Origin of the sequence: Streptomyces sp. NPDC088746, assembly GCF_044751065.1 — a bacterium.
Lineage (GTDB): Bacteria > Actinomycetota > Actinomycetes > Streptomycetales > Streptomycetaceae > Streptomyces.
This window is the reverse complement of record NZ_JBIVLA010000003.1, coordinates 296,045-314,374: the sequence shown is the minus strand read 5'-3', so window position 1 is coordinate 314,374 and position 18,330 is coordinate 296,045. Positions and strand designations below refer to the sequence as shown.

Below are 18,330 nucleotides of genomic sequence, written 5' to 3'. Positions count from 1 at the left end.
CTGCTCCGTACGGACGTCCCGGATCGCGCCCGCCGCCGCCCTTCGGGACGCTGGCCCGAAGCCGGGACGCGAGATCCCCGTACCTCCAGGAGCAGAGATGCAGCAGGACAAGCACCCGTCGTACCGTCCCGTGGTCTTCCGTGACCGTTCCGCCGGGTACGCCTTTCTCACCCGGTCCACCGCGTCGAGCGAGCAGACGATCGACTGGGACGACGGCAACAGCTACCCGGTCATCGACGTGGAGATCTCCGCCGAGAGCCACCCGTTCTTCACCGGTAAGGCGAGGGTGGTCGACACCGAGGGACAGGTCGCCAAGTTCGAGCGGCGCTACGGCGACGAGGGGCGTGACGACGCCTCCTGAGCCCCGGGTCACCACGGTTCCCCGCGCCCGGGCAGAATCGGCGGCGGTTCGCCCCCTCACCACGACCGCCCGCGTTCTCCAGGAGACCCGCCCCCATGCCCGACAGCCCCGACCTGCTGGTCATCGGCGAATGCGTCGCCGACATCGTCCGGCTGCCGGGCGCGCCCGACCGGACCCACCCCGGCGGCAGCCCCGCGAACGTCGCGTACGGTCTGGCCAGGCTGGGCCGGGGCACCACCCTGATCACCCAGCTGGGCCCGGACCCCGACGGGCGGCTGATCGAGGAGCACCTGGCTTCGGCCGGGGTACGGGTCCTCGACGACGGCAGCGGTGCGCCCACTCCCGCCGCCACGGTGGAGCTCGACGAGGCGGGCCGGGCCACGTACACCTTCGAGATCAGCTGGACGCTGGGCCCGGTCACGTGGTCCGGGGAGCCGCCCCGGCACGTGCACACCGGGTCCCTCGCCACCGCCCTGGACCCGGGCGCGGACACCGTCCTGGACCTCGTCGGGTCACTCCGCGCGGCGGCGACCGTCAGTTACGACCCCAACGTCCGGCCCGGACTGATGGGGGACCACGCCCGTGCGGTACACCGCGCCGAGCACTGGGTCGCGCTCAGCGACATCGTCAAGGCCAGCGACGAGGACCTGCGATGGCTGTACCCGGACGAGGCGCCGGAGACGGCCGCCGAGCGGTGGCTGCGCTCCGGGCCCGCGGTCGTCCTGCTCACCCGGGGCGCAGGAGGAGCGACGGCCTTCGTGCCCGGCGCGACCGTGAGCGCCGGCGCGCCACCCGTCAGGGTCGCGGACACGGTGGGCGCGGGCGACGCCTTCATGTCCGCCACGCTGCACGCCCTGGCCTCGCACGGACTGCTCGGAGGACAGGCCCGCGCACGGCTGCGCTCGCCGGACGCCGCCGTCCTGGGGGACGTCCTGCGTCACGCCGTGGCGGCGGCCGCCGTGACCGTCGGACGGGCCGGTGCCCTGCCTCCCGACGAGGAGGAGCTGGCAGCGGCTCTGACCAGCGTGCCGGTCCCGGAGCCGTAAGCGTCCAGGGGTGTCCTCGCCCGCACCACGGTCGTTGATTTCGTTATGACCGTGACCCTTACCGACACCGCCCCACCGTCCACCACCGAACTGCTGACCGGCGTCGTCCTCGGCCCGGAATACCGCCGCGAGCACGGATTCTGGCAGCGGCTGATCAGCACAGAACCGTTCCGCCGCCCCGCCGGTGGAACGCCCGAAGAGCGACTGGACCTCGCCTACGACCGGTTGCGGATCCTCAACCTCTCCCTCGACAGCGGAGCACGCCTCGCCGCCGACCCCCGCGCGCTGGCCGCCCTGCACGCCTGGCTCGGCCCGGTGGACCCCGCGCTGACCACCGTGGCGGGCATCCACTACAACCTCTTCCTCGGCAGCCTCCTCGACCACGGCTGCGCCGGCCGCCGCGACCTGTCGGACTATCTGTCGATGCGGCGCATCGGCACCTTCCTCTGTACGGAAGTGGCACACGGCAACAACGCCGCGGCCATGGAGACCACCGCCACCTACGACCGTGAGCGGGACGGCTTCGTCCTGCACACCCCGAACCCGGGTGCGCAGAAGTTCATGCCCAACACCAGCCCGGCGGGCGGAGCGAAGTCCGGCCTGGTCGCCGCCCGCCTGGTGGCCGACGGCTCCGACCACGGGGTACGGCTCTTCCTGGTGCCGCTCACCGACGACGCGCAGGCGCTGCCCGGTGTCCGGGTGCGGCGGCTCCCGGCCCGGATGGGCAGCCCGGTGGACCACTGCCTGACCTCGTTCGACCGGCTCTTCGTGGCACGGGACGCCCTGCTGGGGCCGGCCGAGGAGGGCGACGCGCCGGGGGAGTTCAGAACGGGACCGGGGGACAGGCGGCGGCGCTTCCTCACCTCGATCGGGCGGGTCACCCCCGGCCGGATCTCCATGAGCGCCTGCGCGGCGGGCTCGGCCCGCGCGACGTTGGCGGTCGCCGTACGCTACGGCGGCCACCGGATGATCTCCGGCTCCCGGGGCGCCCCACCGGTGCCGGTGAACGCCCACCGGACGCACCACGGTCCGCTCGCCTCGGCCATGGCCATGGTCTTCGCCATGAGTCTGCTGTACCGCAGGGCGCAGGAACGCTGGGAAGCCTGTACGGACGAGCGCGCCCGGACGGACGCGGTACGACTGGTCGATGTCGCCAAGGCGTGGATCACCTGGCGGGCCCGCGACGTCATCGTCGAGAGCCGTGAACGCTGCGGCGCGCAGGCGCTGCTGGAGAACAACGGCATGACCGAACTCGTCACGGGCGTGGAGGGGGCCATCACCGCGGAGGGCGACAACATCGCCCTGTACGCCAAGGCGGCGGCCGACATGCTCCTCGCCGCCGAGCCCGGCGGTGACGCCGCCCGGGACCGGGCCCCGCACCCCGGGGACCTCTCCGACCCGTACTTCCTGGGCCGGCTCCTCACCTCGGTCCAGGACATCTGGTTCGCCCGGGCCAGGACCCGCGCGCTGCGGGCGCCCGAAGCCGACACCCTCGGCCGGTGGAACGCGGCCTCCGGCCCCGCCCTGCGCGGGGTCGAGGCCTACGCGTACCGGCAGGCCGCCGAGGCCTACGCGGAGGCCCGCGCGACGCTGCCCGACGGGGCGGCCAGGGACCGGCTCGGGGAGCTGGAGCGGCTGTTCGCCCTAGAATGGGTGTCACGCAACAGCGGTGACCTGCTGGCCGCCGGCCTCCTGAGCGCCTCTCAGGTGGACGCCCTGCCGGAGGCCGTGGAGGAGCTCCTCACGGCCGTCGCCGCGCACGCCCCGGAGCTGGCCGACTCCTTCGCGCTGCCGGAGGCACTCCTCGCCGACTGGCCGATCGCCGGACCCGGCTACGCGGACGCGTACGACGACCCCGGGGGCCCGTGGAACACGCGCCCGGCGGGCGCCCGATGAGCGCCGGAAGCAAGGGGCGGGCTGCCTGTTGCCGCCTGGGCGAGCACCTGGAGATCCTGGGACTGCGCGCCGTCCTGCTCGCCTACTGGGGCACCACGTCCGTGCTCGCCCGCCGCGGCGGGAAGCCGCAGGACGACGGCGGCGAATCGGTTCGCCCCAAGGGCTGACCCGCCCGACGGCCGGCCGGTACGGAGGGGGAGAAGCCCCCGCCGTACCGGCGACGGCCCCCGAGGCCGCCGGCGCGCCGCGTGATAGCTTGCAGACGCCAGTCACACTCCACGTGGAGTCAGGGAATCCGGTGAGAATCCGGAGCTGACGCGCAGCGGTGAGGGGGACGGGCGGGGCCACAGCCACTGGGAAACCCTCGGGTGCACCGGGAAGGCGCCTCGTCCGGACGAACCCGAGTCCGAAGACCTGCTGGCAACCGCTTCCGCACCGGGAGCGGAACTCCGTACGGGCTCCGCGCATGAGCCCAGAGAATGCCGAGGACTCCGTGCCGCCCATAGCCAGCACCGCACGCCGAACAGCCCTGCTCATCGCGGGACTTGTCGTCCTTCTGACCGCCTGCGGGGGAGGCGGAAGCACCCCTGACGGCGCAGCACGGGACGCCGCCGGCGACGGCTTCCCCGTGACCCTGAAGAACTGCGGCCGTACGGTGAGAGTCGACTCGCCACCGCGTCACGCCGTCTCCCTCAACCAGGGATCGACGGAGATCCTGCTCTCCCTGGGCCTCGCCGACAGGCTGGCCGCCACCGCGACCTGGACGGACCCGGTGATGAAGGGCCTGGAGAAGGACGAATCCACGGTGAAGCGCCTCGCCGAGAACCAGCCCTCCTCCGAGAAGGTCCTCGCCGAGGAACCCGACTTCGTCAGCGCCTCGTTCGAGTCCACCCTCGGCAAGGGCGGGGTGGCGTCCCGCGACCAGTTCGAGGAGCTCGGCGTACCGACGTACCTCGCACCCTCCGACTGCGCGGGCAAGGACAACACCGGAAGCAGCGACGGCTCCCGCTCCGAGCCCCTGACCATGGACCGCGTCTACGGCGAAGTACGCGACCTGGCCAAGGTGTTCGGCGTCCCGCAACGGGGCGAGAAGCTGGTGAAGAGCCTCCGCGGCCGCGTCGACAGGGCGACCGCGGACATCGACGCGTCCGGCACCACGATGCTCTACTGGTTCGCCAACTCCGAGGCCCCGTACCTGGCCGGGTGCTGCGGCGCCCCCGGCATCATCACCGAGGAGCTCGGCGCGAAGAACGTCTTCGACGACACGCACGAGGAATGGCCCCAGATCAACTGGGAGACCGTCGCCGACCGGAACCCCGACGTACTGGTCATCGGGGACCTGACCCGGAAGTCGCAGACGGCCGAGAGCGCGGCGAAGAAGATCGAGTTCCTGGAGTCCAACCCCGCCACGAAGAACATGGACGCCGTCCGGCACAAACGGTACGTCCTGCTGAGCGGCCAGGCGATGAATCCGACCATCCGGACCGTGGAGGGCGTGGAGCGCGTCGCGGCCGGTCTGCGCTCGTTCGGGCTCGCGGGGTGACGGAGACCGAACGCGCCCCGGAGGTACGGGCGGAGCAGCCGCCCGCGGTCCGGACGGCCCCCGGAGCCCTGATCCTGCGCGACGGTGTCCTGTGGAGCGCCGGGGTCGCCCTGCTCCTCCTCTCCGTCGCGGTCGCCGTCACGATCGGACCCGCCCGTATCTCCGTCCCGGACGTCTGGTCCGCGGTGGCCTCGCACCTCGGCCTGGGAGACGGGCGGCTGACCCCGATCCGGGACGGCATCATCTGGAACCTGCGCATGCCCCGCACCCTGCTCGCCGCGGTGTGCGGGGCCGGACTCGCGGTGTGCGGCACCGTGATGCAGTCGCTGCTGCGCAACCCGCTCGCTGACCCCTTCGTCCTCGGCGTCTCCTCCGGGGCGTCCACCGGGGCGGTGGTGGTCGTCGTCCTGGGTGTCGGCGGCGGAGCCGTGTCGGTCTCCGGCGGTGCGTTCGCCGGGGCGCTGTGCTCGTTCGCCCTCGTCCTGCTGCTCAGCCACACCCTCGGCGGATCCACCGACCGGGTCGTCCTCTCCGGGGTCGCGGCCATGCAGCTCTTCTCCGCGCTCACGTCCTTCGTCGTGATGACCGCCGCCGACGCCGAGCAGACCCGGGGCGTGCTCTTCTGGCTGCTCGGCTCGCTGAGCGGGGTGGGCTGGAGCGATGTGTGGATGTGCTCGGCCGTGCTGGCCGTGACGCTGCTGATCTGCCTCGGCCACGCCCGTACGCTCGACGCCTTCGCCTTCGGCCAGGACGCCGCGGCCGCCCTCGGGGTGCACGTGGGGCGCACCCGGATCGTGCTGCTCTGCACCACCGCGCTCCTGACGGCGGCGCTGGTCAGTTCGGCGGGAGCCATCGGTTTCGTCGGCCTCGTCCTGCCGCACGCCGCCCGGGCGTTGACGGGTTCGGGGCACCGGCGGCTGCTGCCGGTGACCGCTCTCGCCGGAGCCGTGTTCCTGGTCTGGGTCGACACCCTGGCCAGGACCGTCCTCGACCCGCAGGAGGTCCCGGTCGGCGTGGTCACCTCACTCATCGGGGTGCCCGTCTTCGTCCTCATCCTCCACCGCACCCGGAGGAGCGCGTGAACCGGACAGCGGTCCCCGGTGACGGTTTGCGGGCCGACCGGGTCAGCAGGGAGGCCGGCGGGCGGATCGTCCTCGACGGAGTGAGCATCGCGCCGCCGCCCGGCACCACCGTCGGACTCCTGGGGCCCAACGGCTCCGGCAAGACCACGCTGCTGCGGGTGATGGCGGGCGTCATCGCCCCCGGCGCGGGCGTCGTCACCCTCGACGGCCGCACGCTCGCCGAGACCGGCAGGCGAGGCGTGGCCCGCCGCGTGGCCGTCGTCGACCAGCACGCGGTCACCCAGGTCGACCTGAGCGTGCTGGACGTCGTACGCCTCGGCCGCATCCCGCACCGGCGGGCCTGGTCCGCGCCCGGACCCGAGGACGATGCCGCCGTACGCGAGGCCCTGGCGCGCACCGGGCTCGCCGACCGTGCCGCACAGTCCTGGCACACCCTGTCGGGTGGTGAGCGGCAGCGGGTGCAGATCGCCCGCGCCCTCGCCCAGCAGCCGCGTGAACTCCTGCTGGACGAGCCCACCAACCACCTGGACATCCAGCACCAGCTGGAACTGCTCTCCCTGGTCGCCGCGCTGCCCGTCACCGCGGTGGTCGCGCTGCACGACCTCAATCTGGCCGCCATGTTCTGCGACCGGGTCACGGTCATGAAGGAAGGCCGGGTGGTCGCCGGCGGAACGCCCTCGGAGGTGATCACCGAGGAACTCATCGCCGACGTCTACCGGGTACGAGCGGTGGTCACGCCGGAAGGGCCCGACGGGCGCCCCTCCGTGCGTTTTCTGCCGGGAGAAGCCGTCCGCCGGCAACAGCGCGACGAGAGGGCGGGCCCGTGAACCACCCGGGTCCGCCCCTCGCTGCTGTCGCGCGGCCTTTCGCCGCTGTGTGAGGGGTCAGCGACGACGTCCCTGGCCGAACTCGCCGCCCATGTCCTTGCCGCTGCCCATGTCGTCCTTGCCGTCCGCGTAGTCGATCTTCTCCTTGCGGAGCTCGGCGGAGACTTCCTTCTGCTCGGTGACCTTGCTGGTTTCGAGACGGACCCGTTCCACGGGGACAGCCTCCTTGCGGACGGTGGCTCGTTCGGCGTGCAGGGTGACTTCGACGTCCTGTTCGCCGAGGTCGTTCGTGCCCTTCACACCTGTGACCTTCTCGCCCGGCTGCAGAGGCTCGCGCACCACGCGCACCTCCTCGTGGGACACCGGCACCGTCCGCGTGACGTTCTCGGTCACGACGTACTTGTGCAGGCGTGCCTTTCCGCTCTCGTACTCCTCCGTGCCGACCTGGAGCTGCTCCTCGGACCGGACCATCTCCTCACGGCCGCCGGCACCCGCGGCGGACCGCTCGGCTCCGGCTCCGGCGAGCGGGCGGGACGTGGAGGAGGTCTCCGTGTCGCGGTGCCTGCCCATGCCGGCGGTGGTGCCGGTGGCCTTCGCCTGGCCGCCGGAGGTCGTGCGGGCGGTGCCGGCCGCACCGGCTGCCCCGGCCGCACCCGCGGCACCCATGGTTCCCGTTCCGGTCCCGGTCGTCGTGCGCGCGTCGCCGCCCGCTCCGGCGCGTCCGGTGGCCTTCCTGGTCAACCCGTAGTGCCGGTAGAGCTCCTCCTCCTCCGAAACGGAGAGGTGCGCGTCCGCGTCCACCCGGGGGGCGTCCTTGACGCGGTCCTTCGGATGCGAGACGTGCAGGTCGGAGCCAACCCGGCGAGCTCCGGCAAGCGGAACGAAGCTCTCCTTCATGCCGAACATGCCGGTCTTGACCGTGATCCAGTCGGGCTTGCCGGTGTCGTCGTCGACGTACACCCGCCCGACTGTGCCGACCTTCTCTCCGTCGCTGTCGTAGACGGTCAGACCGTCGAGTTCTCCGGAATCCGTGAAACCGTCAGCGGCTCCCATGGCCGATTCCTCCTCGCCCGGGCGCGTCCTGCGGTATGGGTCCAGCAGGGGAGGCGCGTCCGGCTTCCATCGCGCCTCACCCGGTTGGACGGTGCAACTTCCCGGCCCGGTCGGCCAGCGGCCCAGGACACCGGGGAGGGGCGGTGGCCCCGTTCCACGCGGCTATCGGCCCCGCCACGGGCGTTACGCCATTCGAGTGAGCCCACTCTCCCGGGTGCACCGGCTGCGCGGTCCTGGCCCGCCCGTATGATCGACGCCGTTGCCGACGGTCGGCAGGCCTGTCACGGGGGTGCGTCATCGGATCCGCAGTCATCCGTCCGCCTCGGCAGCGGGGCGAGCTGCTGGCCCGGCAGGAGGACGGCCTCGGGCTGCACCATCTGGTCTGGCGGCTGGGGCCCGGGTGGCGGGTGTGCAGCAGCGCCGTGCTCGGCGGCGGGATCGGCCCGCGGGCCTGGATCCTGAACGCCCAGGTGCCCGGCGGGTACCCCCGGCTCGACCCCGACCGGCACCTCGCCGAGATCGCAGCGGCCGAGGCGCTCGACGGGCCGGGCGCGGGACTCATGACCGCCGCCGACGTCACCGCGCACACCGTCGCCGACGACGGCGGAGTGACCGCGACCGTCACCAGCGGCCTCGGCGTACGGGGATGGGCCGCGGCCCCGGCCGAGGGCACCGACGGCCCGAGGCCGCCGGGAACCGTCAACATCGTCGTCACCCTTCCCGTGGCACTCTCCGACGCCGCCCTGGTCAACGCGGTGGCCACTGCCACCGAGGCGAAGGTCCAGGCGCTCGTGGAGGCCGGACTCGACTGCTCCGGGACCCCGACCGACGCGGTGTGCGTCGCCGCGCCGGACCCGGGAGGGCGGCCCGGTGAGCCGTTCGCCGGACCGCGTTCGCGCTGGGGCGCGCGACTCGCCAGAGCCGTGCACCGCGCCGCCCTGGAGAGCGCCCTGCGGCAGTCTTGAGACCCACCGGTCCCGAGAACCAGCCCGCACCGACGAAGGGAACCTCCCCATGACCACCGCATCCCCCGCCGACGCCGCCCCCGGCACGCCGACCGTCGCGGTCCTCGGCACCGGGATCATGGGAGCCGGGATGGCCGGCAGCCTGCTCAGGCAGCAGCTACCCGTCAGGGTCTGGAACCGCACCCGGTCCAGGGCCGAACCGCTGGCCGTCCACGGCGCCACCGTGACGGACACGCCCGAGGAAGCGGTACGCGGAGCCGACGTCGTCCTCACCGCCCTGAACGACGGCCGGGCCGTGGCGGAGACCCTCACCGCCGCCACGCCCGGTCTGCGTCCGGGGCAGGTCTGGCTGCAGAGCGCCACCGTGGGCCTCGACGCCACGACCGACCTCGCCCACCGGGCCGCCGGGCTGGGGCTGGTCTATCTGGACGCCCCGGTCTCCGGCACGAAGCAGCCCGCGGAGCAGGGCACGCTCACCGTGTTCGTCTCGGGCCCCTCGACCGCCCGCGCCACCGCACTGCCCGTCCTGGAGGCCATCGGCCGGCGCACCGTGTGGGTCGGTGAGGAACCGGGGGCCGCCACGCGGCTCAAGCTCGTCGCCAACACCTGGGTGATCAACATGGTCAACAGCGTGGCGGAGTGCCTCAACCTCGCGGAGGGACTCGGGCTCGACCCGCAGCTCTTCCTGGACGCCATGAAGGGCGGCCCGCTGGACACGCCGTATCTCCAGAGCAAGTCCGCGGCGGTGCTCTCCGGCGAGCTCAGCCCGAGCTTCGCGCTCTCGACCGCGCTCAAGGACTCCCGGCTGATCCTCGACGCGGCCGAGGCCTCCGGAGTGACGCTCGACCTGGTCGCCGCCTCCGCCGAGCGGTTCACCCGGGCGGAGGCGGCCGGACACGGCGGCCAGGACATGATCGCCACGTACTACGCGGGCCGGTCCTGACGATCCCCGTCGGTCAGACCACGGTCACCGGGTGCCTCACCACCGCGTCGAAGAGATAGCCCTGCGTGTTGGGGGCCGTCGTCTCCGGCTGGGTGCGTCCCGTCCGGTCCGTGGCCCGCGCGAGCAGCGCTCCCGGGCCGGGCGCCGTCGGAACCCAGTCGGCGGTCCAGCGGACCCAGCTCCCGGCCCGGGGCTCGTCGCGCAGCCGTGCGCGGTGCCACCGGACGCCACCGTCGGTGCTGACCTCGACCGAGCGCACCGGTGCGCCGCCCGACCAGGACCGGCCCGTGAGCAGATGCCTGCGGTGCGCGGCGAACGTCGCGCCGGGCGCGACCTCGAACGCGCTCTTGAGCGTCTGCCGGGCCAGCGGCGCGCTGCCCCCGGGCGGGTACCCCGGGCCGAAGAGCCTGTACAGGCCCGTGTTCCACGGGCTCAGCAGCGGCTCCGCGCTCACCTCGATGTCGCCCACCCACTTGATGTTCGCTATGCCCACCCACGAGGGGACGATCAGCCGGACCGGTGCGCCGTGGTCGGGCGGCAGCGGCTCGCCGTTCATCTCGTACGCGAGGAGGACGTCGTCCAGGGCCTTCGCCACCGGGAGGGGCCTGCGTACCCGGCCCAGGTTCGTCCCGTCGCTGACGACCTCCGCGTCCAGGCCGCGCGGCAGCACGTCGACCGCGTTCCGGCCGATGCCCGCCCGGCGCAGCACATCGGCGAGCCGCGCCCCACGCCAGCGCGCCGTGCCGATCGCGCCCAGGGTCCATGCGGTGCCGCTGACCTGCTGTCCCTGCTGCGAGGTGAAGTAGCTCCTGCCGTTGCCCGCACACTCGACGAACGCGGTGCGGGAGACGGACGGCAGGGCGCGCAGGGCCTCGTACGAGAAGTCCACCGGACCGCCGGTCAGTCCGCTGCCCCAGACGGTCAGCTTCCAGTCCGCCGCGTCGATGACCGGGGTCGCGGTGTGGTTGCGGACGAAGAAGCGGTCGGCGGGGGTCAGCAGCCCGGTGTCACGCAGCGCCGCGAAGTTCGTCTCCGCATTGGTGCCGCGCACCGTGAACAGCTCGGGCGGCAAGGGTTTCACCACGCCCGCCGAGGACTGCGCCGCGTGCGCGGGGGACGCGGCGGCCGGGATCAGCGGGGCCGCGACCGAGGCCGCGGCGACCAGTTTCAGCAGGTCGCGGCGGTCGATCCCCGCGGATCTCGCACCGCCACGGGTCCATCGGCGGAGCCGGCTCCGGTCGTACGCGGCTTCGGACGGTACGGCACTCATGGGCGCTCCAGGGGAAGAGGTCAGGTCGGTCAGGGGCGGGAATCGGGATCGGGCCGCTTCAGCCGTCCGGGGGCAGCAACTCCCGTACGAGTGCGCCCACCTGGTCGGTCTCGACGAGGAACCCGTCGTGTCCGTGAGGTGATCCGAAGATCCGGAGCCGGCCCGCCCGGGGCAGTGCCCGCGCGACACCGCAACGGCCCGGCCCCACGTCGTGCGCGTTCATCGCCTCGGTGCCCCGCGTCGTGCGCCACGTCCGCCACGCTCCGGATGTCGAGGACGTCACCCCGCGGATTGCCGAGCGTCTCCGCGAACAGTGCCTCGGTGGCCGGCCGGATCGCCGCACGCAACGCCTCGATGTCGGCGGGGTCCTCCACGAACGGCACCCCGATGCCGAAGCGGGGGAGCGTGTGCCGGAACACGTTGTACGTACCGCCGTAGAGGGAGGCGGAGGAGACGATGTGGTCGCCGGCGCCCGCCGGTGTCAGGAGCGCGGGCGTCTCGGCCGCCTGGCCCGAGGCGAGCGCGACGGCGGCGATCCGGCCCCGGTCGTCGGATCGGGGACCGCGCCGGAGTGGATCTGCTTCGTCTCGGAGGACCAGGCGGCACCGGCTTCCTGCCGGTCGTGATCCTCGGAGGTGTGTCCCGCGGTGACGGAGTCGACGGGCTGGCTCATGTCATACCTCGCACGGTCGGTCGGGATGTCCGCGCGAGCACGGTGGCGACGCGGCGGCGTACAGGGACCGTAGAGGCCGCCCGCGCCGGGACGGAAGCCGGTCGTGCAGGTGGCCACGAAGCTGCAACGCCGCCGCAACAGACACGCCGGGCCGGCCCCGTCACGGACGGGGCCGGACCGGCGTCGGCCGTGGGTCAGTCCTGTGTGAACATCCCGTTGCGCAGCTTGCCGAGCATGCGGCTGAGCAGCCGGGAGACATGCATCTGCGAGATGCCGAGCTCCTCGCCGATCTGAGCCTGTGTCATCTCCTGGCCGAACCGCATGTCGATGATGCGGCGCTCACGCGCGTCGAGATCGCCCAGCAGCGGGGCGAGCGTCTGGAGATTCTCCACCGTCTCCATCGCGGGGTCGGGCTCGCCCAGGACATCCGCCATGGTGCGCCCGCCCGACGCGCGGCCCACCGGTTCCGCGGCGTCGGCCGGCAGGTCGATCGACCCCGCCGTGTAGCCGTTGGCCGCGACGAGACCCTCGGTGACCTCCTCCTCGTCGAGGCCGAGGTACTCGGCGAGCTCCCCCACCGTGGGATCACGGTCGAGGCCCGTCGCGAGCGTCTCCTTCGCCTTCGCGAGCTCCACCCGCAACTCCTGCAGCCGCCGCGGCACATGCACGGACCAGGTGGTGTCCCGGAAGAAGCGCTTGATCTCACCGACGATGTAGGGCACGGCGAACGAGGTGAACTCGACCTCGCGGGAGAGGTCGAAGCGGTCGATCGCCTTGATCAGGCCGATGGTGCCGACCTGGACGATGTCCTCCATGTCGCCGCTGCCCCGGTTACGGAAGCGTCCGGCTGCGAACCGTACGAGGGAGAGGTTCATCTCGATGAGCGTGTTCCGGGCGTACTGGTACTCGGCGGTGCCCTCGTCCATCTCCCGGACGGCGTCGAAGAAGAGCTTCGACAGCTTCCGCGCGTCCCGGGGGGCGACCTTTCCTGCGTTCTCGATCCAGGGGAGCCCGTCCGGGGCACCTGCCTGTTCCGCGGCGGCGGTCTGTGCAGTGTGCAGGGTCATCCCGTCACGCTCCTCAGATTGCGGGCCCTGAGGTGTATGCGCCTGCCCTGTGGTCCGCAACTCATGCGGACCGAAGTCGATTTGAGCCAGAGCCATGCCTGGATTGGCCGAGAACGGCCGTGATCGTCCTCCGGGTCACGACGGCCGAGCTCCGTGCTCCGCGGGAGCACGCAGAACCGCCCCACCGGTACGGGGGAGCCCGGTGGGGCGGTCGTATCCAGAGTGCCACAGGCCGAGGTCCGTTGGGGCCGTATCCCGTGCAGTGGTGCGCGATTCGCCGGACCGGCAGCATGTTCGTACGCCCTGTCCCACGTGCCGGTCCGCCCGGCCCTCTTGCGGCACCACGGCGGCAGGACGCCCTGGTGAGCGCGTTGATCGCATGCGTGTGAACGGTCCGGCCGCCCGGGAATAGAAGCGGGCCCGGCGGCCTTCCATCCCTGTCCCCGGCCGCCGACACCGACGGAGTGAGAGAGTCCATGCCCGAGGCCACATCCCCGCTCACGAACCCGCCCACCTCACGGAGCGCGGACCCGTCCACGCCGCGTACGACGGACCCGTCCACCGTGAGGGTGCCCGGTCCCGGTGCGGAGGCCGAGGGGCCCCATCCGCTGGACAACCCCGCCCGCGCCTCGCTGACCGGACCGCACTCCCACTTCGCCGAGCGGCGCGGACGCATCCTGCGCTACCGCCCCGACGTCACCCCCTGGCTCGCTCTGCCGGACGCGCCCGACGCCCAGGACTGGGCCGACGTCGCCGCACTCGCGGGGCCCGGAGCGCCCGTCACTCTCACCGCCTTCCGTGAGCCCCCGCCCGCCGACTGGGAGATCGTCTTCCAGGCCGAGGGCGTCCAGCTGGTGGACGACTCGGTGGACGCCGCCCCCGACCCGGAGGCCGTGCTGCTCGGCCCCGCCGACGTGCCGGACATGCTGGACCTGGTCGAGCGCACCCGCCCCGGCCCGTTCCTGCCGCGCACCGTGGAGCTCGGCACCTATCTCGGGATCCGCCGCGCCGGGGTCCTCGTCGCGATGGCGGGGGAGCGGCTGCACCCACCCGGCTGGACCGAGATCAGTGGCGTCTGCACCGACAGCTCCGTACGGGGTCAGGGACTCGCGACGCGCCTCGTCAGGGCGGTCGCCCACGGCATCAGGGAGCGGGGCGAGACACCCTTCCTGCACGCCGCCGCGTCGAACACCTCCGCCATCCGGCTCTACGAATCCCTCGGCTTCACCCTGCGCCGCAGGACCGGCTTCCTCTCGGCCCTCGTCCCGGCGGAGGCGGAGCAGCACGCCGACGCCAGGACCCGGGGCCAGGGGACGGGTAGCTTGGAACACGTGGGGCGTTAGGGACGAAACAGGCGGGAGGCGTGCCGTGGTCATGGGACTCCGGCGCCCGTCGGCGGCGCGCAGCGTTCCGCTGCCCGGCGCCGATCCGGGAGAGACCGAGGCGGGCGCCTCCCGGATCGCGAACTGGGCGCTCGCTCTGTGGCTCCTCCTGCTGACCGTCGCGGTCGTCCTCCTCGACGCCCTCACCGGTAACGAGCTCCCTCTCATCCCGCTCATGGTGGTGCTGCCGGCGCTGGCGTCGGTCTTCTGCTCGGTGCGCCAGACCACGGCCGTGGCGGTATGGGTCACGCTGGTCGTCGTCGGGTCCCGGATCGCCTCGACCGGGGCTTTCTGGGACGTGGTCTTCCTCATCGGCTTCACCGCCCTCGCCAGCGCCCTGGGCGTCGTCGCCTGTGCCGCACGCATCCGGCACGCCACCGAGGTGGCGAGGCTGCGCTCGGCCGCCGTCGCGCTCCAGCGCCAGATCCTGCGCCCGCTCCCCGTCGTCACGCGCCAGCTCTGTGCCCACGGTCTCTACGAGCCGATCGAGGAGGACCGCTTCGTCGGCGGCGACATCTACGAGGTCGTGCAGTCGCCCTACGGGACCCGCGTGATCATCGGCGATGTGCAGGGCAAGGGGCTGCCCGCGATCGGGACGGGATTCGCCGCCCTCGGGGCGTTCAGGGAGGCGGCCGTCAGGGAGCCCGAGCTCACCGCGGTGGCCGACGCCGTCGAGGACGCCGTCGTCCGGCACAACGCCTTCTCCGCCGAGACCGGCGAGGACGAACGCTTCGTCACCGCCCTGCTGCTCGGGTTCGGCGGTGGTGAGCGGGTGCGGGCCGTCAACTGCGGCCATCTGCCGCCCCGGCTGCTGTGCGACGGGAGGGTGTCGGCGGTCGCCCTGCACCGGACGTCCGTGCCGCTGGGGATGGCGGACCTCAGCGCCGACGGGCGCGCGGCCGAGTGGATCGGGTTTCCGCCGGACGCGGCCCTGCTGGTCTTCACCGACGGGGTGACGGAAGCGCGCGACGAGTCGGGCACCTTCTACCCGCTCGACGAGCGGCTCCGCCTGTGGGCGGGGCGTGAGCCGGATCAGGTCCTCGAAGCCCTCCAGGCCGACCTGGAGGGCTTCTCCGGCGGTGTACGCCGCGACGACGTGGCCGTGCTGGTGCTGAGCAGGCCGCCGGACGGCGGGTGTGCGGCCGTGTCCCCCCAGGACCCCGCGAGGACCGGTCCCACCGAGTAGCGCCGGCGCGAAGCAGCCGGCCTCGTCGCCAAGGCCCCGTGAACCGCACGCCGCCGGGGCCCACCGCGCCCCGCCCCGTCGCGATCCGCCTCAGTGCGGCGTGTGTCCGCTCCGGGCTCCGGCCCGGCATCCGGCGCCGCCGATGTAGTACGCGTTGAGGTAGTTCGGACCGGCACCGGGCAGCTGCGTGGGGCCGGGTCCGACGCAGAGATGGAAGTCGTTCCCGCTTCCGCCCCCTCTGACGTCGACATGGACCAGCACGGTCGTCTCGCCACAGTGGTTGTACGCGGCGAACTGCGACTCGCGGACGCTGTACCGGAAGAATCCGCACTGCGCGGCGGAGACGGGGCCGGCCTGCCGCACCTCCGGACCGCGTGCGGATTCGGGGAAGGCCGGAGCCGCGGACGCCACGGTCGCGGCTGCGACGAGCGCGCTCGCCGTCAGCGCGAGGACCGCGCGAGGGGAACGGGACAGGGAGAGCTTCACGGGATTTCCTTACGGTGAGCCATATGACGACGGACGACCGGCTGATCGACTGTGCCTGGCGCCATGCCGCCCACCGCGCGTCGCTCACCGGCAGGAACATCTTAACGCTGTGTACATGAGGCATTGCGGAATGTCACTCGAAGGGATGGGGGCCACGGAGTGCCGACCGCGGTGAGCGTGCCGGGCGGCGTCCCACCCCTCATCCCCCCTGACGACACGTCATGTTCACCATAGGGACTCATGGGGTTCTGTACGTGTAGCGTTCACTCATCCGATGGCGGGCCGTCAGGAATTCCGTGGATGTTTTCGGCCATGGACATCCCCCGTTTCGGAATCCCCGAGAAGCTCGCCGACCGCATGAGCATGGCCGAGCAGCACGCGTACCTGCGCACCCGTCTCACTCGGCGCGGTGTTCTCCGTACGAGCGTGGCGACCGCGGCCGTGGCGGGCACCGGTCTGGCCTCGGGCCTCACCTCCCCGCCCGCGTACGCCTCCGCTCCGGACGTGATCACGTCGCGGGCCCGGTCGACGCAGGTGGACGGTTCGCTGGTGGCCCCCTTCGGCCGCCACCTCGCCTACGGGGCCGACGCGAAGACGCAGATGACGGTTTCCTGGCAGGTTCCCTTCGCCGTGAAGCGGCCGTACATCCGGATCGGCCTCAAGCCGTGGGCGCTCAGCCGCAAGATCGACGCGGAGACACGGCACCTGACGACGCCTCTGCTGAACGACGGCAAGATCGCGGCCGCCGAGCAGTTCTACGTGCACGCGGCCCTGGAGCGGCTGAAGCCCGGCACGACGTACTACTACGGCGTCGGCCACGACGGGTTCGACCCGGCCGACACCCGTAACCTCGGCTCGCTCGGCACCCTCACCACCGCGCCAGCGCGCGCCGAGTCCTTCACCTTCACGGCCTTCGGCGACCAGGGCGTCAGCTACCACGCGCTCGGCAACGACCAGCTGATCCTTGGCCAGAACCCGTCCTTCCACCTGCACGCGGGCGACATCTGCTATGCCGACCCGTCCGGCTCGGGGCAGGCCACCGACTCCTACGACGCCCGCACCTGGGACCAGTTCCTGGCCCAGACCGAGACGGTGTCCAAGACCGTGCCGTGGATGGTGACCACGGGGAACCACGACATGGAGGCCTGGTACTCGCCCGACGGTTACGGCGGCCAGAACGCCCGCTGGACGCTGCCGGACAACGGTCCCGATCCGGTCGGCCAGCCCGGCGCCTACTCCTTCACGCACGGCAACGTGGGAGTGATCGCGCTCGACGCCAACGACGTCTCGTACGAGATCCCGGCCAACTTCGGTATCAGCGACGGCAAGCAGACGCGCTGGCTGGACCGGCGTCTGGGAGAGCTGCGGGCGCGGGACGACATCGACTTCGTCGTGGTGTTCTTCCACCACTGCGCGTTCTCCACGACCAACGCCCACGCCTCGGACGGCGGGGTGCGCGACGCCTGGGTGCCGCTCTTCGAGAAGCACCAGGTGGACCTGGTCATCAACGGCCACAACCATGTCTACGAGCGCACCGACGCGATCCTCGGGAACACGGTCCGGCGCGCGGTCCCGATCGGGGAGCGCACAGACCCGACGCGGGACGGCATCGTGTACGTCACAGCCGGCGGTGCGGGCAAGGCGCTGTACGACTTCCCGGCACCGGACAGCTACGAGGGCCACGTCTCGGACCTCGAGAGCGTGAACACCTACCACGTGGTCAAGGGCGGCGGAAGGGCGACCGAGACCGTGGAGTGGTCCCGGGTGCGCTACACCGGCTTCTCGTTCCTCGCGGTGGAGGTGGAGGCCGGCAGGCACCCCCGGATGAAGGTCACGGCGCTCGCCGAGTCGGGCGAGCGCGTGGACCACTTCGAGATCAGCCGCGGCTGACCTGCGGGGAACGGGTGGGCCGGGCGTGCGTCGGGCGGGACACAGGGGGTACGCGAGGGTGCGAGACCGGCCCGCCCGTACCAGCATGGGCACATACCGACGGGAGCGATGACATGACCGACCGCAGGCCCCAGGGAACCGCCTACACAGGGGCGACGGGCTGCCCGCCGCCGGTGCCCGCCGACATGCCCGACCAGCAGGCGCAGGAGGGCGAGGACGCCCTCGACGTGATCCTCCCTCCGGGTGCGGAACGCCCCGAGACGGAGAAGGAAGCCGGTTCCGACGCCGACGGGCCGGACCCCGACGAGGCCGGCTCCGGCCGCAGCGGCGCCCGCAACGCCGGCGTCCACCCGGAACACCCCACCCCGGACGAGTCGACGGGATGACCCCGCCCGGCCCCCGGTGGACCGCGACCGCGTTCCGAGTCCACCTGGGGCCGCCTCGGCATGGTTAGAATGGGTGCCATGGGTTCGTACTACTTCTTTCTCTGATTCCCGGCCAGGACGCCGCCGCGCGACGCTGACCGTCGCCGCGTGACTTACCCGGTCACGCCGTCGGCCGCAGTCCTCTCCGCTGTCCGACACCCCGTCCCGCATGCGCGCTTCCGTCCGTGACGTCGATGTGCGCGCTGCCGAGGACCTGTCATTTCAGGGAAAGCAC

At 72.5% G+C, this 18,330-nt stretch carries 17 protein-coding genes, 2 pseudogenes and 1 riboswitch; of the genes and pseudogenes, 13 read left to right on the top strand and 6 right to left on the bottom strand.

The genetic code is table 11. The features are described from left to right. Window positions 1-97 precede the first annotated feature (97 nt). The 7 genes from ACIP63_RS15930 to ACIP63_RS15900 all read left to right on the top strand — a co-directional run bounded on the left by ACIP63_RS15930 (window position 98) and on the right by ACIP63_RS15900 (window position 6,755). Window positions 98-361, top strand: coding sequence for a type B 50S ribosomal protein L31 (locus ACIP63_RS15930; RefSeq protein WP_401515838.1), 264 nt, complete (start codon window positions 98-100; stop codon window positions 359-361). A 95-nt stretch (window positions 362-456) separates the two neighbouring features. Further along, a complete protein-coding gene (locus tag ACIP63_RS15925; protein WP_401515835.1) occupies window positions 457-1,407 on the top strand; it encodes a carbohydrate kinase in 951 nt (316 codons plus the stop codon). A gap of 45 nt (window positions 1,408-1,452) precedes the next feature. Next, entirely contained in the window at window positions 1,453-3,303 is a 1,851-nt protein-coding gene (locus ACIP63_RS15920) for an acyl-CoA dehydrogenase (RefSeq protein ID WP_401515834.1), read from the top strand. Next, a complete protein-coding gene (locus ACIP63_RS15915; protein ID WP_401515831.1) occupies window positions 3,300-3,470 on the top strand; it encodes a hypothetical protein in 171 nt (56 codons plus the stop codon). Before ACIP63_RS15920 ends, ACIP63_RS15915 begins: the two co-directional genes overlap by 4 nt. Window positions 3,471-3,552: 82 nt before the next feature. Beyond that, window positions 3,553-3,740: riboswitch (cobalamin riboswitch) on the top strand. A gap of 29 nt (window positions 3,741-3,769) precedes the next feature. Beyond that, complete coding sequence (locus ACIP63_RS15910) at window positions 3,770-4,846, top strand: ABC transporter substrate-binding protein (protein ID WP_401515828.1); 1,077 nt, start codon at window positions 3,770-3,772, stop codon at window positions 4,844-4,846. Then, window positions 4,843-5,928: a FecCD family ABC transporter permease gene (locus ACIP63_RS15905; protein WP_401515825.1), complete on the top strand. Its 1,086-nt coding sequence runs from the start codon at window positions 4,843-4,845 to the stop codon at window positions 5,926-5,928. The genes ACIP63_RS15910 and ACIP63_RS15905 overlap by 4 nt, the downstream gene beginning before the upstream one ends. After that, a complete protein-coding gene (locus ACIP63_RS15900) occupies window positions 5,925-6,755 on the top strand; it encodes an ABC transporter ATP-binding protein (protein WP_401515822.1) in 831 nt (276 codons plus the stop codon). Before ACIP63_RS15905 ends, ACIP63_RS15900 begins: the two co-directional genes overlap by 4 nt. Before the next feature lie 57 nt (window positions 6,756-6,812). On the opposite strand, the gene ACIP63_RS15895 is transcribed toward ACIP63_RS15900, so the two are convergent. Next, the gene (locus ACIP63_RS15895; protein WP_401515819.1) at window positions 6,813-7,808 is read right to left on the bottom strand and encodes a PRC and DUF2382 domain-containing protein; all 996 of its coding nucleotides are present in this window, start codon (window positions 7,806-7,808) and stop codon (window positions 6,813-6,815) included. A 338-nt stretch (window positions 7,809-8,146) separates the two neighbouring features. Between ACIP63_RS15895 and ACIP63_RS15890 the strand changes: the two genes are divergently transcribed. Together ACIP63_RS15890 and ACIP63_RS15885 are read left to right on the top strand one after the other, a co-directional pair. Continuing rightward, window positions 8,147-8,773, top strand: a complete 627-nt coding sequence (locus tag ACIP63_RS15890; protein WP_401516912.1) for an adenosylcobinamide amidohydrolase — start codon at window positions 8,147-8,149, stop codon at window positions 8,771-8,773. A 49-nt stretch (window positions 8,774-8,822) separates the two neighbouring features. Beyond that, on the top strand, window positions 8,823-9,716 hold the full coding sequence (locus ACIP63_RS15885) for an NAD(P)-dependent oxidoreductase (RefSeq protein WP_401515817.1): 894 nt from the start codon (window positions 8,823-8,825) through the stop codon (window positions 9,714-9,716). 13 nt (window positions 9,717-9,729) lie between these two features. Here the strand turns inward: ACIP63_RS15885 and ACIP63_RS15880 are convergent, their stop codons facing one another. From ACIP63_RS15880 to ACIP63_RS15865, 4 genes and pseudogenes are all read right to left on the bottom strand, one after another. Next, window positions 9,730-10,986 (bottom strand): sulfite oxidase, encoded by a 1,257-nt coding sequence (locus tag ACIP63_RS15880; protein ID WP_401515814.1) that lies wholly within the window; start codon window positions 10,984-10,986, stop codon window positions 9,730-9,732. Between the two features lie 58 nt (window positions 10,987-11,044). Next, window positions 11,045-11,176 (bottom strand): annotated as a pseudogene (locus ACIP63_RS15875) (homoserine O-acetyltransferase); the annotation flags it as partial. Window positions 11,177-11,219: 43 nt separating this feature from the next. Further along, window positions 11,220-11,659 (bottom strand): annotated as a pseudogene (locus ACIP63_RS15870) (PLP-dependent transferase); the annotation flags it as partial. Window positions 11,660-11,853: 194 nt separating this feature from the next. Further along, window positions 11,854-12,726 carry an RNA polymerase sigma factor SigF gene (locus ACIP63_RS15865; protein ID WP_401515812.1) on the bottom strand — a complete coding sequence of 291 codons (873 nt, stop codon included), beginning with the start codon at window positions 12,724-12,726 and terminating at the stop codon, window positions 11,854-11,856. A gap of 476 nt (window positions 12,727-13,202) precedes the next feature. Between ACIP63_RS15865 and ACIP63_RS15860 the strand changes: the two genes are divergently transcribed. After that, window positions 13,203-14,069, top strand: a complete 867-nt coding sequence (locus ACIP63_RS15860) for a GNAT family N-acetyltransferase (protein WP_401515809.1) — start codon at window positions 13,203-13,205, stop codon at window positions 14,067-14,069. A gap of 25 nt (window positions 14,070-14,094) precedes the next feature. Beyond that, complete coding sequence (locus ACIP63_RS15855; protein ID WP_401515807.1) at window positions 14,095-15,294, top strand: PP2C family protein-serine/threonine phosphatase; 1,200 nt, start codon at window positions 14,095-14,097, stop codon at window positions 15,292-15,294. Window positions 15,295-15,384: 90 nt separating this feature from the next. Here ACIP63_RS15855 and ACIP63_RS15850 read toward each other — a convergent pair whose 3' ends face one another. Beyond that, window positions 15,385-15,780, bottom strand: a complete 396-nt coding sequence (locus ACIP63_RS15850) for a DUF6355 family natural product biosynthesis protein (RefSeq protein WP_401515804.1) — start codon at window positions 15,778-15,780, stop codon at window positions 15,385-15,387. 312 nt (window positions 15,781-16,092) lie between these two features. Between ACIP63_RS15850 and ACIP63_RS15845 the strand changes: the two genes are divergently transcribed. Together ACIP63_RS15845 and ACIP63_RS15840 are read left to right on the top strand one after the other, a co-directional pair. After that, window positions 16,093-17,670: a purple acid phosphatase family protein gene (locus ACIP63_RS15845; RefSeq protein ID WP_401515801.1), complete on the top strand. Its 1,578-nt coding sequence runs from the start codon at window positions 16,093-16,095 to the stop codon at window positions 17,668-17,670. A 113-nt stretch (window positions 17,671-17,783) separates the two neighbouring features. Then, window positions 17,784-18,056 carry a hypothetical protein gene (locus tag ACIP63_RS15840; protein WP_401515797.1) on the top strand — a complete coding sequence of 91 codons (273 nt, stop codon included), beginning with the start codon at window positions 17,784-17,786 and terminating at the stop codon, window positions 18,054-18,056. The last annotated feature ends 274 nt before the right edge of the window (window positions 18,057-18,330 follow it).

Coding starts and splice junctions, on each gene's coding strand:
- ACIP63_RS15910 (WP_401515828.1), top strand. CDS start 3,770: ATGAGCCCAGAGAATGCCGAGGACTCCGTGCCGCCCATAGCCAGCACC.
- ACIP63_RS15880 (WP_401515814.1), bottom strand. CDS start 10,986: ATGAGTGCCGTACCGTCCGAAGCCGCGTACGACCGGAGCCGGCTCCGC.
- ACIP63_RS15920 (WP_401515834.1), top strand. CDS start 1,453: ATGACCGTGACCCTTACCGACACCGCCCCACCGTCCACCACCGAACTG.
- ACIP63_RS15930 (WP_401515838.1), top strand. CDS start 98: ATGCAGCAGGACAAGCACCCGTCGTACCGTCCCGTGGTCTTCCGTGAC.
- ACIP63_RS15865 (WP_401515812.1), bottom strand. CDS start 12,726: ATGACCCTGCACACTGCACAGACCGCCGCCGCGGAACAGGCAGGTGCC.
- ACIP63_RS15840 (WP_401515797.1), top strand. CDS start 17,784: ATGACCGACCGCAGGCCCCAGGGAACCGCCTACACAGGGGCGACGGGC.
- ACIP63_RS15860 (WP_401515809.1), top strand. CDS start 13,203: ATGCCCGAGGCCACATCCCCGCTCACGAACCCGCCCACCTCACGGAGC.
- ACIP63_RS15925 (WP_401515835.1), top strand. CDS start 457: ATGCCCGACAGCCCCGACCTGCTGGTCATCGGCGAATGCGTCGCCGAC.
- ACIP63_RS15895 (WP_401515819.1), bottom strand. CDS start 7,808: ATGGGAGCCGCTGACGGTTTCACGGATTCCGGAGAACTCGACGGTCTG.
- ACIP63_RS15885 (WP_401515817.1), top strand. CDS start 8,823: ATGACCACCGCATCCCCCGCCGACGCCGCCCCCGGCACGCCGACCGTC.
- ACIP63_RS15915 (WP_401515831.1), top strand. CDS start 3,300: ATGAGCGCCGGAAGCAAGGGGCGGGCTGCCTGTTGCCGCCTGGGCGAG.
- ACIP63_RS15845 (WP_401515801.1), top strand. CDS start 16,093: ATGGACATCCCCCGTTTCGGAATCCCCGAGAAGCTCGCCGACCGCATG.